The 14,095-nt window shown below is 69.6% G+C and carries 10 protein-coding genes and 1 tRNA gene; 7 read left to right on the top strand and 4 right to left on the bottom strand.

The features are described 5' to 3' along the window. Positions 1 to 101 precede the first annotated feature (101 nt). The 5 genes from RIE32_07375 (at position 102) to RIE32_07355 (ending at position 3,806) form a co-directional block, all read left to right on the top strand. On the top strand, positions 102 to 836 hold the full coding sequence (locus RIE32_07375) for a type II secretion system protein (GenBank protein MEQ9096067.1): 735 nt from the start codon (positions 102 to 104) through the stop codon (positions 834 to 836). 66 nt (positions 837 to 902) lie between these two features. Next, positions 903 to 976 (top strand) — tRNA-Pro (locus RIE32_07370). 86 nt (positions 977 to 1,062) lie between these two features. Further along, the gene (locus RIE32_07365; protein MEQ9096066.1) at positions 1,063 to 2,781 is read left to right on the top strand and encodes a DUF885 family protein; all 1,719 of its coding nucleotides are present in this window, start codon (positions 1,063 to 1,065) and stop codon (positions 2,779 to 2,781) included. A gap of 3 nt (positions 2,782 to 2,784) precedes the next feature. Beyond that, positions 2,785 to 3,201: a VOC family protein gene (locus RIE32_07360; GenBank protein MEQ9096065.1), complete on the top strand. Its 417-nt coding sequence runs from the start codon at positions 2,785 to 2,787 to the stop codon at positions 3,199 to 3,201. 5 nt (positions 3,202 to 3,206) lie between these two features. Further along, positions 3,207 to 3,806 (top strand): M50 family metallopeptidase, encoded by a 600-nt coding sequence (locus tag RIE32_07355; GenBank protein ID MEQ9096064.1) that lies wholly within the window; start codon positions 3,207 to 3,209, stop codon positions 3,804 to 3,806. Here RIE32_07355 and RIE32_07350 read toward each other — a convergent pair. Next, a complete protein-coding gene (locus RIE32_07350; protein MEQ9096063.1) occupies positions 3,792 to 5,108 on the bottom strand; it encodes an NAD(P)/FAD-dependent oxidoreductase in 1,317 nt (438 codons plus the stop codon). The two genes, RIE32_07355 and RIE32_07350, sit on opposite strands and share 15 nt — an antisense overlap. A 146-nt stretch (positions 5,109 to 5,254) precedes the next feature. Here RIE32_07350 and RIE32_07345 point away from each other — a divergent pair, with 146 nt between their 5' ends. Next, positions 5,255 to 6,454 (top strand): hypothetical protein, encoded by a 1,200-nt coding sequence (locus tag RIE32_07345; protein ID MEQ9096062.1) that lies wholly within the window; start codon positions 5,255 to 5,257, stop codon positions 6,452 to 6,454. 263 nt (positions 6,455 to 6,717) lie between these two features. On the opposite strand, the gene RIE32_07340 is transcribed toward RIE32_07345, so the two are convergent. The 3 genes from RIE32_07340 to RIE32_07330 form a co-directional block, all read right to left on the bottom strand. After that, positions 6,718 to 7,209, bottom strand: coding sequence for a hypothetical protein (locus RIE32_07340; protein MEQ9096061.1), 492 nt, complete (start codon positions 7,207 to 7,209; stop codon positions 6,718 to 6,720). Beyond that, positions 7,206 to 9,500, bottom strand: coding sequence for a hypothetical protein (locus RIE32_07335; protein ID MEQ9096060.1), 2,295 nt, complete (start codon positions 9,498 to 9,500; stop codon positions 7,206 to 7,208). Before RIE32_07335 ends, RIE32_07340 begins: the two co-directional genes overlap by 4 nt. Positions 9,501 to 9,782: 282 nt before the next feature. Beyond that, positions 9,783 to 10,850, bottom strand: a complete 1,068-nt coding sequence (locus tag RIE32_07330; protein ID MEQ9096059.1) for a linear amide C-N hydrolase — start codon at positions 10,848 to 10,850, stop codon at positions 9,783 to 9,785. Between the two features lie 282 nt (positions 10,851 to 11,132). Between RIE32_07330 and ileS the strand changes: the two genes are divergently transcribed. Beyond that, entirely contained in the window at positions 11,133 to 14,063 is a 2,931-nt protein-coding gene (gene ileS / locus RIE32_07325; protein ID MEQ9096058.1) for an isoleucine--tRNA ligase, read from the top strand. Positions 14,064 to 14,095 lie beyond the last annotated feature (32 nt).

Below are 14,095 nucleotides of genomic sequence, written 5' to 3'. Positions count from 1 at the left end.
GGCCGGTGGCAGTACCATGGGTGCAGGCTGGGGCGGGTGATGGGCCCGGACTCCGGCTGGCCGGCATATCCAAGACGCGGGAGGGGAATTCGATGGTGAACATGATGCGGCAAGCGATCGGCCGGCGTGGCTTTACGATGATCGAGTTGCTCGTGGTGGTGCTGATCATCTCGGTGCTCATCGCCCTGGGCCTGGCCGTGGGCTCGCGCGTGGTCGAGGGCGGCAAGGTCAGCCAGACGCGCGACCTGCTCAAGACCCTCGATAACGTGCTCAACAGCTACGAGCAGGCGACCGACTCGGCCCCGCCGGCGTCGATCATCGATCCGCGGCTGCCCGAGGGCGCCGTGACGGGCACGGTCATCTACTTCCCGATGGCCGACGCCGTCGATGATTCGACGGGCACGCCCATCAACAGCGTGGGCGTGTTCCTGGCCGAGGCCACGCGGGTCTCGGGCGTCTCGAACCTGCTCGAGGGGCTGGACACCAAGAACTACCGCGAGTTTGCCTACGGGACCGCGCCCGATCCGATGCCCGGTGACAGCGAGCCGCTGCTGCCCACCGTGCTCGATGCCTGGGGCAACCCGATTCGGTTCGTGCACCCGGCGTTCCACGGCGTCCGCCGCTCGGCCGAGGCCGTGGATGCCATCCTGGGCCCGGCTCCGAGCCCCGCCACGGGATACTTCCCGTCGGACATCCGCCGCGATCCGGCCCAGGGTGATGCCGATGGGGGCCTGACGACCAACAGCCGGCCTTATTTCTACTCGGCGGGCCCGGACGGCGATCCATCGACGGTCGAGGACAACGTGTACCTGGTCGAGCCCAAGATCCAGAACTGATCGGACGTCGGTCAGGATGGGCCTCGGTCGCCCCGGTGCGGGTGGCGGCGTACCATCTCGACCTTCCGGGGTGTAGCGCAGCTTGGTAGCGCGTCTCGTTCGGGACGAGAAGGTCGGAGGTTCGAATCCTCTCACCCCGATTCTGGTTTTCAGAAGGGCTCGGCACACGCCGGGCCCTTTTTGCGTCTTGCGATGGGCCCTTCGCTTGTTGCCGTAACATGCCTGCATGCTGCACGCCATCATCGCCGCCATCGTTCTCATCCTTGCCGATCCCGCGTCGCCTGACGTTGACCCCAGCCTGCCCACCATGGCCGGGTTGATCGAGCGGTACCGGGCCGATCTGGGCAGCGTGCGAAGGTTCCATGATGCGCCGATGTCGACCTCGGCCCTGGAGCGCGGCGAGGCGTTCCATCGCGAATGGCTGGAGCGCCTGGATTCGGTCGACTTCGACGCGCTGGACGTGGATGGCAAGGCCGAGCACGTGCTGCTGCGCGAACACGTGCGGTTCGAGATCGATCAGGCCGAGTACGAGCGCGAGCAACTCGCCGAGATCGAGCCATTGGTGCCGTTCGTCGAGCCCATCGTGGGGCTGCTCGAAGCGCGCCGGCGGCTGGAGCCCCTGGACCAGCGCAAGGCGGCGCAGACGCTGGACGAGCTGGCCGAACGCATCGCGGAGGCGACAGGCGAGCTGGAAGAAGCCCAGGGCGAGCGCGACCGCGTGCTGGCGAGGCGGGCGGCCATCCAGCTCGACCGGCTCGCGTGGGGGTTGCGGTCCTGGTACAACTTCTATGACGGCTACGACCCGCTGTTCTCGTGGTGGTGCGAGAAGCCCTACGACGCGTGCTCGGCTGCGCTGCGAACGCACTCCGAGACCCTGCGCGAGAAGGTCGCGGGCATCAAGGGCGACGAGGATCCGGTCATCGGCGACCCGGTCGGCCGCGACGTGCTGCTGAGGATGCTCGAGCACGAGATGATCGCCTACACGCCCGAGCAACTCATCGCCATCGCCGAGCGCGAGTACGACTGGTGCCTCGACCAGATGCTGCAGGCTTCGGACGAATTGGGCTTCGGCAAGGACTGGAAGGCGGCCCTCGAGCACGTGCGCGACCAGCACGTGCCGCCGGGCGAGCAGCCGGCGATGATCGCCGAGATGGCCCACGAGGCGACGGCGTTCATCGAGGACAACGGCCTGATCACCGTGCCCGAGCTGTGCAAGAAGACGTGGCGGATGTCGATGATGTCGCCCGCGCGACAGCAGGTCAGCCCGTACTTCCTGGGTGGCGAGACCATCATCGTGTCGTACCCCACCGACTCGATGGAGCACGCCGACAAGCTTGCCAGCATGCGCGGCAACAACCGGCACTTTTCCAGGGCCGTGGTGCACCACGAGGTGATTCCCGGGCATGGCTTGCAGCGTTTCATGATGGAGCGCTACCGCACGCATCGCGACTTGTTCTACACGCCCTTCTGGATGGAGGGCTGGGCGCTCTACTGGGAGATGCGGCTGTGGGACATGGACTTTGCGCAGGGCCCCGAAGACCGCGTGGGCATGCTGTTCTGGCGCATGCACCGCTGTGCGCGCATCATCTTCAGCCTGCGGTTCCACCTGGGTGAGATCACCGCCGAGGAGGCGGTGGACTACCTGGTCGAGAACGTCGGCCACCTGCGCCGCAATGCCACGGCCGAGGTTCGCCGCTCGGTCAACGGCGACTATCCCCCGCTCTACCAGGCGGCGTACATGCTGGGTGGGCTGCAGTTCCGGGCGCTGCACGAGGAACTGGTCGAGACCGGCGACATGACCGAGCGCGAGTTCCACGACGCCGTGCTGCGGCACAACGCCATTGCGGTGGAAGCGTTGCGGGCCATCCTTCGCGGCGAGGAACTCGGGAAGGATCACGCGGCATCCTGGTACTTCGCCGGCGACATCGATCTGGAGGGGAACTGAGCCATGCCCGACCCGTTCCACCTTGCCTTCCCCGTGCACGACCTCGCAGCCGCCCGTGCGTTCTATGGCGGGCTGCTTGGTTGTCCAGAAGGCCGCAGCAGCGACCACTGGATCGACTTTGACTTCTTCGGCCACCAGATCGTGGCGCATCTCTCCCATGAATCGCGAGCGGCGGCCCCGACCAACGCCGTCGACGGCCACGACGTGCCCATCCCGCACTTTGGCGTGGTGCTGGGCATGGATGCATGGAAGACGCTGGCCGAGAAGCTGCGTCGCGAAAACGTCGAGTTCGTCATCGAGCCCTACGTGCGCTTCGAGGGCCAGCCGGGCGAGCAGGCGACGATGTTCTTCCGAGACCCTTCGGGCAACGCGCTGGAGTTCAAGGCGTTCTCGGATCGGTCGAAGCTGTTCGAGAAATAACGGGCATGACAGAATTCTCGGAGCGAGGCCAGCAATCCCGGAACACCTTGCCCACATGGGTGCTTGCCGTATTCCTCGTTTCGGCGACCCTCACTTCGTGGTACACGATGATGCTCGTGCACGAGTTCGGCCATGTGCTTGGCGCCTGGCTGAGTAGTGGAAGCGTCGCCGACATCGTGTGGCATCCGCTGAAGTTTTCGAGAACCGATCTCTCTCGAAACCCAAATCCGATGTTCGTCGTACTCGCCGGGCCAGCGGTTGGTTCCGCGTTGCCCGCCTTGATTTGGCTCGTGCTCCGAACCTGTCGCAGCAGGTGGCACGCCTTCGCCCGAGGCTTCGCGGGCTTCTGCTTGGTCGCGAATGGTGCGTATCTCGCGACCGCCATCGTCCTGCCGGTGGGCGATACCGAAGACCTCGTACGCCTCGGTGCGCCGTCCTGGCTCATCGCCCTCAGCGGGCTTATGCTGCTAGCTGGCGGGTTGGCGTGCTGGAACGGGCTTCGACCTCAACTTCAAGCAAAGATCACATCGCGCGTGGCCATCGCAAGCGTCGCGACATTTGCCGTCATCCTCGTCGCCATGCTCGCGTGGTCATCGCTGAAGTAACCAGGCATCGAGAACATTTCGCCCCGCCAGCCACCCGCTCGCCCACGCCCACTGGAAGTTGAACCCCCCGATCCGCCCGTCGACATCCAATATCTCGCCGGCAAGCCATAGATTCTCGCACGCGCGGCTGGCCATCGTGGCAGGGTTGATCTCGGTGAGCGGCACGCCGCCGGCGGTGACCTCGGCGTGGGCGAAGCCGCGGTCGCCCGAGACGACCACGCGCGTGGCGGCCAGCAGGTGGGCCAGGGCGCGCCGGCCGTCGCGCGTGAGCTGGCTGCCCGGGGTCGCCGGATCGACGCCCGCCCGCTCGCACAGCGCCCGCGCCAAGCGCTCGGGCAGGTGCTCGCGCACGTAGCCCATGGGCGTGCGCTGGCCGAGGCCTTGTAAGTTTGCATCGATGCGCTCGAAGGGCTCGTCGATCCAGCAGATGAACAGGGCGGCGTCGCGGTCCCCGTGGCGCGCGGCGGTCAGGTAGCGCGAGGCGTCCATCGGCCCCGGGCCGCTGAGGCCGAAGTGTGTGCAGAGCAGGTCGTTCTCGAAGCGGGCGAGCTTCTTGCCGGTGCCGGCGCGTACCTCGATGGCCGCCCGGCAGCTCACGCCGCTCAGTTCGGTGAGCCATTGCGAGTCGGGCCCGACGATCAAGGGCACCAGGGCGGGGAACACGCGCTCGGTGATGGTGTGCCCCAGCGCGCGGGCGAATTGGTAGCCACCGCCGTCCGAGCCGCTGCGGGGCAGGGCCATGCCGCCGGTGCAGAGGATGAGCCGGTCGGCGTGCAGCGCGCCCTCGGCTTGCGCGCGGTGGATGGTGAAGCCTTCACCTTCGCGCTCGACGCTGGCCACGCGCCAGGGATTCATCAGCTCGACGCCCAGGCGGTCGACCTCGCCCAGCAGGGCGTCGAGCACGGTGCGGGCCTTGTCGGTGGTGGGGAAGAGCTTGCCCGTGTCCTCGCGCTTGAGCGCAACGCCCAGTTCCTCGAAGAACGCGACGGTGTCGGCCACGCCGAAGGCACGGAGGACCTTGCGGATGGTGTTGCGCGACGAGCCGGCGTACTGCTTCTCGTCGACGGCGTGGTGCGTCACGTTGCACCGCCCCCCGCCGGCGACGAGGATCTTGACGCCCACGTTCTTCGAGCCATCGAGCAGGACGATGCGCCCGGGCCGCCCCGAGTCGCGCAGCGCTCGCCCCGCGCTGATGGCCGCCATCAGCCCGGCCGCGCCGGCGCCGAGGATGGCGATGTCCGCGGGAGTGCCGGCCGTCGACGCGGGTTCAGAATGGCTCATGTGGGCGTCTTGGGTGTTCATACGCAGAGGCTCTGAACGGGGAAGTTTCCCTCTTGGCAACGGTGCGCGGCGTTGTTAGTTTGGCACACAATGCCGCTGACACGTGGGGGGGGGAGACGGTGAAGTCTTGCTCGTCCGGGGCTGATCAGGCGGTAGAGGAGATAGACATGACAGCGCAGACGCATCATATCGGGGTCGCGTTGGCGGCCGCGGGCTTGCTCGTCCTTGGCGGGAGCGCGGCGGCGCAGCCGGGGCAGTACTCGTTGGACGACAATCCGTCGATGCCCATCGTCGGCGTGCCCGTGCCGCCATTCCAGAGTGCCGAGGATCCGTACGGCTTCGGGCTTCCCGCGACGCTCGCGGGCGTTGTCGGGCCGTCGCCTTCGCTCTCGTTCGGCTACATCGACGGAGACATCCTGCTTGGCAGCATCGGCCCGGGCGTGCCGCCGCACGTCCGGGCGCCAAGCCCGTACCTGGACGCCTTGAGTGGTGACCATGTGTTGGTGACGCCCGCCGTGCTGCCCAGGCTGAACCTGCAGTTCAGCGTCGATCGGGCGACGACCGGTTTGCCCGGAACGGCGTTGCTCGCCGAGAACATCGCGAATCAGCATCCGGGCGATATCTATTCGTCGACCGCATCGTTCACCCATCCGCAAGCCTTCAAGGGCACACTGGCGCCCATTGGCGCGCCGGTGCCAACGTTTGCTGGCGTGCTGCCAACTGCTGGCGTGGGCGGGGGCAACCTCCTCGTTCTGGATGAGTCCGTCTTTGGGCTCACGCCAGGGCTTGGGCCGGGCGTCACTGTCCCGCCCGGGTTCCCGTCGCCTCCGATCACGCCCGGCAGCCACGATAACATCGACGCGTACAACCTGGTCCAGGGCAAACTCGACATTAATGGCGACATGGTCAACGACGTGCCGTACTTCCACTCCGAGCCCCCGGTCATCACGGCCACGCCCGGAGACATCTACAAGGTCATGCCCGGCGGGTCCTCGGGCGTGTACGCCGGCGCCGGCTTAATTGGGTTGGACAGCTTGGGCGTCGGTACCGACGACCTGGACGCCCTGATCATGTGGGACAGCGCGGGCGGGCCGGACTTTGCCCTCTTCAGCCTGTCGCCGGGCTCCGCTTCGCTGGCGTCGCTGTCGGGCGGTACACCGGGCATCGACGCGGCGACCATCTTCTTTACGGACTTCTCGGGGTTGTTCGCGGTCTACGCGTTTGGTAGCGACTTGGGCATTGACTCCCAGGGTCCGCTGAGCTTCAACGAATTCGCCAACGTCGATGCACTGGCGATTCTGCCGGCCCCCGGGTCGGCCGTCATCCTGGCGGTGGGCATGGGCGCGCTGGTGCGCCGGCGTCGCTGATTCCGCGGCCCGGGCAGGGGTGCGGGATCTCGACCGCCGCCAACGCGCCGCGGCCGCGCCGTTCCCAGCCTACGCATCGCGTGGTTCGGGGGGTCGGCTCGCGGCGCGTTCGGTGTCGAAACCAAGCGCTACGCCCGCGTTTGGAGTCACCCGAAGTCGTGCGAATTGGAAGCGGTTCGACCGACCGGTCTTGGGGCAGCATCCTGGTACTTCAGCAGGGATCGGTGGCGGTACGCTGAAGCACGGCGCTCTGTGCCCCTTGCTCAGCTCTTCCTGAACCCATGCACCGCGTGGCGCAGTGGCACGCCGTAGGCGCGTTCGGCGTGGGTGGCGTGGTCCAGGGCGGCGTCGAAGGCGCGGGGGGCCAGCAGCATTGCGATGGGCGAGATCGGGCGGCTGCCCGGGCCGTGTGCGCCCGAGAGCGAGCGGATGCGGTGGCGGAACGCCCGGCCGCGGCCCATGGAGACGCTCAGCAGCATCAACGCCCGCTCGTGCTCGGGCTGGCTGCGCCACACGCGTCCGAGCACCACGACGGCCATGGGCACGCCCACGGCGACCATCACGATGCCCAGCTTCATCGCCGGGGTCAACGCGTCGGTCCACGAGCCGGCGGCCTCGGGCTCGCCTTGCGGCTGGTCAACCGGCGCGCCCTCGTTGATGATCTCGATGGGTCCGGTCTCGTACGCATCCTGGGCCAGCGCGGCGGGCGCCAGCAGCAGCACCAACATAACAATGCACAGGCTTCCGCGCTTCATGCCACCGCGCCCTTCTCTCGCTTGCCGTTGCCCCCGCGGTTGGCCCCGCGCTGCCAGCGCTGGCGGGCCTCGGCCTCCAGGCTGCCCAGGCACGCGGCGGCGCGGGCGCGGGCGCCCGGGTCGCTGTCGTGGCGGGCCATGTCGGCGATGACGGCGGCCAGCTCGGTCCACCTTCGGCCCAGCGACAGCTCGGGCCCACGCCGCAGCACGCGCCCGGCCACCCACAGGCCCGACACGCGGTGGGCCGCCCGCTCGTCGCCCAGCATGGTGCGCAGGGCGGCCTCGCTGGCCTGCCTGGCGGATCGATCGGGCTTGCGCTCGATGCCGATGAGCCCGGCTCGCACGGCGTTGGCGCGCACGCGCTGGTGGGCATCGCCAGCAAGCTCGACGAAGCGGTCGGCCGGCGATTCGATCAGCCCGCGCCGGCGGCGATCGTCGATCGCTTCGATGGCGTTGGCCCGCACCCGGGCGGCCGGGTAGCCGCAGGCCGCCTCGATGGCCCGGCTCACTTCCCGGCCCGGGGCGATCGAGAGGGCCCGAACGGCCGAGGCCGCCACGCGCTGCCGCTCGTCGTCTTCGGCCAGCCCCCCGGCGGGCCCGGCGGCCATGACGGCCGCCAGCAACGCATCGCGCACGCCCTCGTGCGTGGCGGGCAATCGGAGGCGGCGCGCCAGGACCATGGCCTCGATCTGCCGGGCGGGCTCGCCCGACTCGATGGCCTCGAGCAGCCACGAGCCCCCGGCGTCGGTGCGCTTGAGCGCCGCCCGGGCCGAGCAGGCCGCCAGCGGCCCGGCGCCCAGCTTGCCGGCGCGGGCCAGTTCCTGCCGGCCGATCATCCGCACGACCTCGTCGGGATGGCGGTCCAGCCGGGCCATCCACGCGTCGACGGGCTGGGTCGCGGCGGGCGTGGCTTCCAGGGGTTCGCCCAGGCGGCTCAGGTGCAGGGCCGCCGAACGCGCCACCGAGGCGTCGGGGTCGTAGGCCAGGTCTTCCACGATGGTCGGCGGCGCGAAGCGCGCCAGGGCGTAGCGAACCCGCGTCTCGTCGTCCCCCAGCCGCGGCGCGAGCACGCGCGCGCGGACCTGGCGGTCCAGTTGCAAGGCCGCCAGCCACTCGGCAAGCCCGGCGCGGGCGGCCGGCTCCAGCCGCTCGATGGTCGCCTCGCCGGGCACCGGGCAGGCCTCGGGCCAGTCCAGCGGGGGCGTGGCGTCCTCGCCGGCCAGCCCCGCGGCGGTCTGCCGCAGGCGGGGCCGGGCCTGGAGCCCCGCCACGCGGCTGGCGCGGAGGCGGCGGCGCGTCAGGTAGGCCCGCTCGAGCACCGCCTCGTGCTCGGCGGGCGTGCTGGCCCGGCTGAGCCGATCGCCGGCGGCCTGGGCCAGGTGGTCCATCACGATCCACGAGAGCGCTCGCCGGCGGGCCAGGGGCAGGTCGGCCTTCCGCAGCACGGTGCGCAGGGCCCCGTGGGCCCCCGCGTTGGGGCCGGTGGGCTTGCCGGCCAGCCAGCGGCCCAGGGGCGTGCCCACGCCGCGCCGCCCGGCCGACGTCGTGGCCTCGCCCAGCAGCGCCAGGGCCGCCAGCAGCACGCCGAAGCGGCGGTGCTGATCGAAGTCGATGACCGCGCGGGCGATGACTTCCTCCACGCCCTGGACCGTGGCCGCTTCGGTTGGCTCGCCGGCCTCGAAGCCCGCCTCGGGGTCGCCGGGCGTGTGCATGGCGGCCAGGTCGATCTCGGCGGCCCGCCCGGTCGCTCGGACCAGCGCCCGCTCGGCGGCCATGGCCACGCCGCGGTCGTCGTCGGCCAGCATGGGCCCCACCAGGCGCAGGGCGCTCAGCGAGCCGAGCCGCCCGCCCACCAGCCCGGCCACTTCGGCGGCGCAGGCCCGGGCCCTGGGGTCTTCCAGCAGCGTCGAACGCTCGATGGCGCGGACCCACCGGGCCGGGCCGGCGGCATCCAGAGCCGCCGCCCGCAGCGACTCGGGGATGGCCTGCCACTGCCGGGCGAGCTGGAAGAGGGCCTCCTGGCCGGCCGGGATGCCATGGCCGCCGAAGACCAGTTGCCCTACCCGGGCGATGGCGGCGCTGAGGCCCTCGAGCCCCTCGCCACGGCCTGCGCGGCGGATGAGCCAGGCGGCGGCGCGATGCCGGTCGTTGCCCTCCAGCCAGGGCAGGGCCTCGCCCAGGGCCATCGCCCGCAGCCCGGCGGGCAGCAGGCGGGCCTTGCGCAGCCCCTCCGACCGGCCGAGTTCGGCCAGTGCCTCCAGGCTGGGTGCGGGGCGATCAAGGTCGGCCACGGCGTCCTCCACGGGCCCACGCGCGGGCGGATGGACCCGCGCCGGGCGTGCGAAAGATAGCGGCCCGCCGGCGGGGGCGAATGGGGATGGTTGGTATCGGCCCGCCGGCCGGCGAGCCGCCACACGGGCGCGGTCGTGCACCCGCTGGCCCCACCCGGGCCGTCCGGGCGCGTCGCCGGGTCGCCCGAGCGCGTCCCCGGGTCGCCTGAGCGCGTCCCCGGGTCGCCCGGGCACGCTCATTATCCGGACCATGCCACGCGCCCGGGCCCCCGGGGGCCGCCGTCAGCCCTCGGGCCCCAGGAAGTCGAACATGGCGGCGGGCTCGAAGGCCCGGCTCGAATCGCCGTGGTGGTCGTAGCGGTCGACAAGCGTGAGCTTCCGGACGCCCGAGCCCTCGCCGAAGTCGAGCTTTCTGAGGTCCACCCAGAAGACCTGCGGGCTGAACACCGAGTCGAAGTAGATGACGCGGCGGGAGAGGTCGGTGATGGTCCGCCAGACGGTCGTCGAGACGTTGGGGCGATCGGGGTCGGCCACGCCGAAGGGGGCGCTGGTGTTGCGCATCACGCTCATCAGGGCGGCCACGGCCTCGCGCTCGCTGGTCGGCTCGGGCAGGTTCTTGCTGTAATACGCGCCGCGGACGAAGCGATCGGCCGGCTCGTGGGTGCCCGGCAGCCGCCTGTCGCCGCCGAAGCCGCGGTACTGGCGTAAGTTCTCGAGCTGCTTGTCGAAGGTGGGCTGGTTGGTCATGACCGTGTGGGCCCGGTCGTGGTAGATGGTCAGCTCGCCGTCGATGCACTCGAGGATGGCCGAGTCGCCGGTGGCGTCGTTCAGAGCGATATGCACGGTGGCCGGCTTGCCGCTGGTGGGCTCGACGGCCATGCGCAGCTGGTAGGGGTGCTGGCGCGTGTGGGCGATGGCCTCGGCGACGGTCGCGAAGTTATCAAGATAATATTGCACCCACATCGACATGCACAGGCCGGGGGTGCCGGCGTCGCGCTCGGGCACGCTGGTCTCGGGCAGATATAACATGTGCCCGGCCAGCCCCGCCTCGTTGACCCCGTCGGCCGTGCCCGCGTCGTAGGCGGTGATGATGACCGAGCCGTAGCGGCTGGTCCAGGTGAGGGGGTTGGCGTCGGCCCGGGCGACGGGGCCGCTGCCCATGCCGTTGCGCTCGATGCCGCGGGGCAGCAGCCACATGTTGCTCTTGATGTCCTCGAACCAGTCCATGTTGCGCCCCACCAGGGCGCCCTGGCCCTTGGTGACCCAGAGCACCCGCGAGCAGGTGTGGGCCGGGCTCGCGATGGTAAGCGCGATGGCGATGGCGGCCAGGGCGAGCAGGCTGCGTGTCATGGTGGGTCCCCCGGGAGCGTGGCCCGCGGTGCGGGCGGTTTATCAAGGATACCGCCGCGAGCGGGCCGGCCCGCCGGCGAAACACCCCGCGTACACTTGGGGATGCTCCCCGGCCCGGCCCACGCGACGCTCCGAATTACGACGCCCCGCTGAGGGGCCGCCGCCGCCGTTCGCCGATCCGCGGGTGCCAGCGCCCGCGCCCGTACCATCCCCGCCCACGACCAACGAGCGAGCCCGCCTGGGAGCGATTCCCCGCGGGCCGGCCATCGCGGAGTGCTCTCCATGACCGGATCGACCCAGTCCAAGGCCGACAAGAACAAGTACCGCCAGAGCCTGAACCTGCCCGAGACCGCCTTCCCCATGCGGGCGGGCCTGGTCAACAACGAGCCGGCCAGCGTGGAGCGGTGGCAGAAGGCGGGCATCTACCAGAAGCTTCGCGAGCAGCGCGAGGATGCCCCGGACTTCGCGTTCCACGATGGTCCGCCCTACGCCAACGGCTCGATCCACCTGGGCCACCTGACCAACAAGACGCTCAAGGACTTCGTGGTCCGCAGCCAGACCATGATGGGCAAGGACTGCCCCTTCGTGCCCGGGTGGGACTGCCACGGCCTGCCCATCGAGCACAAGGTGATGGGCGAGCTGGTCAAGAGCAAGAAGATCAAGGACTTGGACGGGCTCGACGTCTGGGAGCGCCGCGCGCAGGTGCGGGCCGAGTGCGAGCAGTACGCGAAGAAGTACGTCGAATTGCAGAGCGGGCAGATGATCCGCCTGCTGACGATGGCCGACTACGAGCACCCCTACCTGACCATCCAGCCGCAGTTCGAGAAGGCCGTGACCGAGGTGTTGGCGGACTTGTGCGAGCGCGGGCTGGTGTACCGGGCGCTCAAGCCCGTGCACTGGTCGATCGCCAACGAGACGGCCCTGGCCGAGGCCGAGCTGGAATACATGGACCGCGAGGACATCTCGGTCTACGTCGACTTCGAGGCCGCGGATAAAGAGAAGGTCTACGACGCCTTCGGCATCCCCGACGCCGAGCGTCCGGGCCAGACCCCCAGCTTCATGATCTGGACGACCACGCCCTGGACGCTGCCGGCGAACCTGGCCGTCGCGGTGGGGGCGAAGTTCGAGTACGTGCTTGCGCGCATCGATGGCAATCTCACCGTCGTCGCCGAGGCGTTGCTCGACACGGTCGCCAAGATGGGCAAGGCCGAGGACGTGCACGTGCTGGCAAGGACGACCGGCGCCTCGCTGGTGGGGCTCAAGTACCGCCACCCGTTCCTCCAGTACACGCCCAAGGGCCAGGGCGTCGAGTGCGAGGACAAGTGCTGGACGATCTACGAGGCCGAGTACGTCACGCTCGAGGACGGCACCGGCCTGGTGCACACCGCGCCCGGCCACGGCGCCGAGGACTATGACACGGGCAAGCGCGTGGGGCTGCCGGTCTACTGCCCCGTGCAGGGCAACGGCACCTACGACGACACGACGCCCGAGTGGCTCGCGGGCGAGCACATCTGGAAGGCCAACGAGGCGATCACCGAGCGCTTGCGCGAGAGCGGGCACCTGTTCCACAGCGCCAAATTCATGCACAGCTACCCGCACGACTGGCGGAGCAAGACGCCGGTGATCTTCCGCAGCACCGAGCAGTGGTTCGTGAGCATCGATGGTCAGTTCACGGTGGGCGGCGACGAAAAGAAGTCCCTGCGCGAGCGCTCGCTGCACTGGGTCGACGCGAGCAATCCTGAGAGCGTCAACTTCCACCCCGCCTGGGCGCGCAACCGGTTGAAGGGCATGCTCGACAGCCGGCCGGACTGGTGCATCAGCCGCCAGCGCGCGTGGGGGCTGCCCATCCCCGCCTTCCATACCGAGGACGGCACGGTCGTGTTTACGCCCGCACTCGTCCGCGAGATGGCGCGCGTGTTTGGCGAGCGCGGTAGCGACGCGTGGTTTACCGAGAGCCCCAGCGAACTGCTGGCAAACTGGAACCCGGCCGACGATGCCGACCTGCCGAGCGAGCTCAAGGGCGTCAGCAAGAGCGAGCTGCGCAAGGGCGAGGACATCCTGGACGTCTGGTTCGAGAGTGGCGCGACGTGGAACGCCGTGATGCGCCACCGCCTGGGCGTCTTCCCCAGCGAGTTGTACCTCGAGGGCAGCGACCAGCACCGTGGCTGGTTCCAGTCGAGCCTCGCTTGCTCGCTGGGGTCGATGGGTCGGCCGCCCTACAAGGCCGTGGTGACGCACGGCTTCATGGTCGACAAGGACGGCCAGAAGCTCAGCAAGAGCCGCGGCGATACCATCGAGGCGCTGTTCACCAAGTATGGCTGCGACGTGCTGCGGTGGTGGGTGGCCTCGCTGAGCTACGAGAACGACGCCAAGGTCGACGACGAGTTCTTCGCGATCGCGGGCGAGGCGTACCGCAAGGTGCGCAACACGCTCCGCTTCATGCTGGGCAACCTGGGCGACTTCGAGCCGGGAGACGGGGTTGACCTCAAGAGCATCGAGCCCACCAGCATCGACGCATGGGCACTATCGCAGTTCGATGCGCTCACCAGCGATGTGCTGGCGGCCTACGAGAAGTACGAGTTCCGCGTGGCGCACGCGAAGCTCTATGCGTTCTGCAACGACTCGATGAGCGCGGTATACCTGGCGGCCATCAAGGACCGGTTGTATTGCGACAAGCCGGACAACGCCCGCCGCCGGCGCACGCAGACGGTGCTACGCCACGTCACCGACGGGCTGTGCCGCCTGCTGGCGCCCATCCTGCCCCACACCGCAGACGAGGCCTTCCGGGCCCTGCGACGCGTGGGTGAGGACGACGTAGATACCTGCGTGCACCTGGAGACCGTGCTGCCCGCCAGCGGCGTGTCGGCCGATGAGCGGTGGGCCAAGGTCATGGATCTGCGCGATGATGCCTTGGCCGCCATCGAGCAGGCCCGCGGCCCGGCGGAGAAGGGCGGCAAGGACATCGACAACCCGCTGGACGCATGGGTAGCTCTGCCCAATGCCGACGGGCTGCTGGACGGCTTCGATCCGGTCGATCTGGCCGACCTGCTGGGCGTGAGCAAGGTGGAGGTGGGCTCGGCCGAGATCGCCGTGACCGACCATGGCTCCGACCCGCGCTGCGAGCGATCTTGGAAGCGCGACGGCACGGTGAAGGAGCGGTCCGACGGCGGGATGCTCAGCGACCGCGATGCCGAGGCGTTGGGCGTCGCCTGAGTCCGAGGCGCACTTCCTGCGCGTGTGGTCGG

The organism is Phycisphaerales bacterium (genome assembly GCA_040221175.1).
Classification (GTDB): domain Bacteria; phylum Planctomycetota; class Phycisphaerae; order Phycisphaerales; family UBA1924; genus JAHCJI01.
Note: the sequence above shows the minus strand (reverse complement) of the source record. Positions and strands in the feature narration are given on the sequence as shown.

Coding starts and splice junctions, on each gene's coding strand:
- RIE32_07375 (MEQ9096067.1), top strand. CDS start 102: ATGATGCGGCAAGCGATCGGCCGGCGTGGCTTTACGATGATCGAGTTG.
- RIE32_07340 (MEQ9096061.1), bottom strand. CDS start 7,209: ATGAAGCGCGGAAGCCTGTGCATTGTTATGTTGGTGCTGCTGCTGGCG.
- RIE32_07345 (MEQ9096062.1), top strand. CDS start 5,255: ATGACAGCGCAGACGCATCATATCGGGGTCGCGTTGGCGGCCGCGGGC.
- RIE32_07360 (MEQ9096065.1), top strand. CDS start 2,785: ATGCCCGACCCGTTCCACCTTGCCTTCCCCGTGCACGACCTCGCAGCC.
- RIE32_07355 (MEQ9096064.1), top strand. CDS start 3,207: ATGACAGAATTCTCGGAGCGAGGCCAGCAATCCCGGAACACCTTGCCC.
- ileS (MEQ9096058.1), top strand. CDS start 11,133: ATGACCGGATCGACCCAGTCCAAGGCCGACAAGAACAAGTACCGCCAG.
- RIE32_07365 (MEQ9096066.1), top strand. CDS start 1,063: ATGCTGCACGCCATCATCGCCGCCATCGTTCTCATCCTTGCCGATCCC.
- RIE32_07350 (MEQ9096063.1), bottom strand. CDS start 5,108: ATGAACACCCAAGACGCCCACATGAGCCATTCTGAACCCGCGTCGACG.
- RIE32_07330 (MEQ9096059.1), bottom strand. CDS start 10,850: ATGACACGCAGCCTGCTCGCCCTGGCCGCCATCGCCATCGCGCTTACC.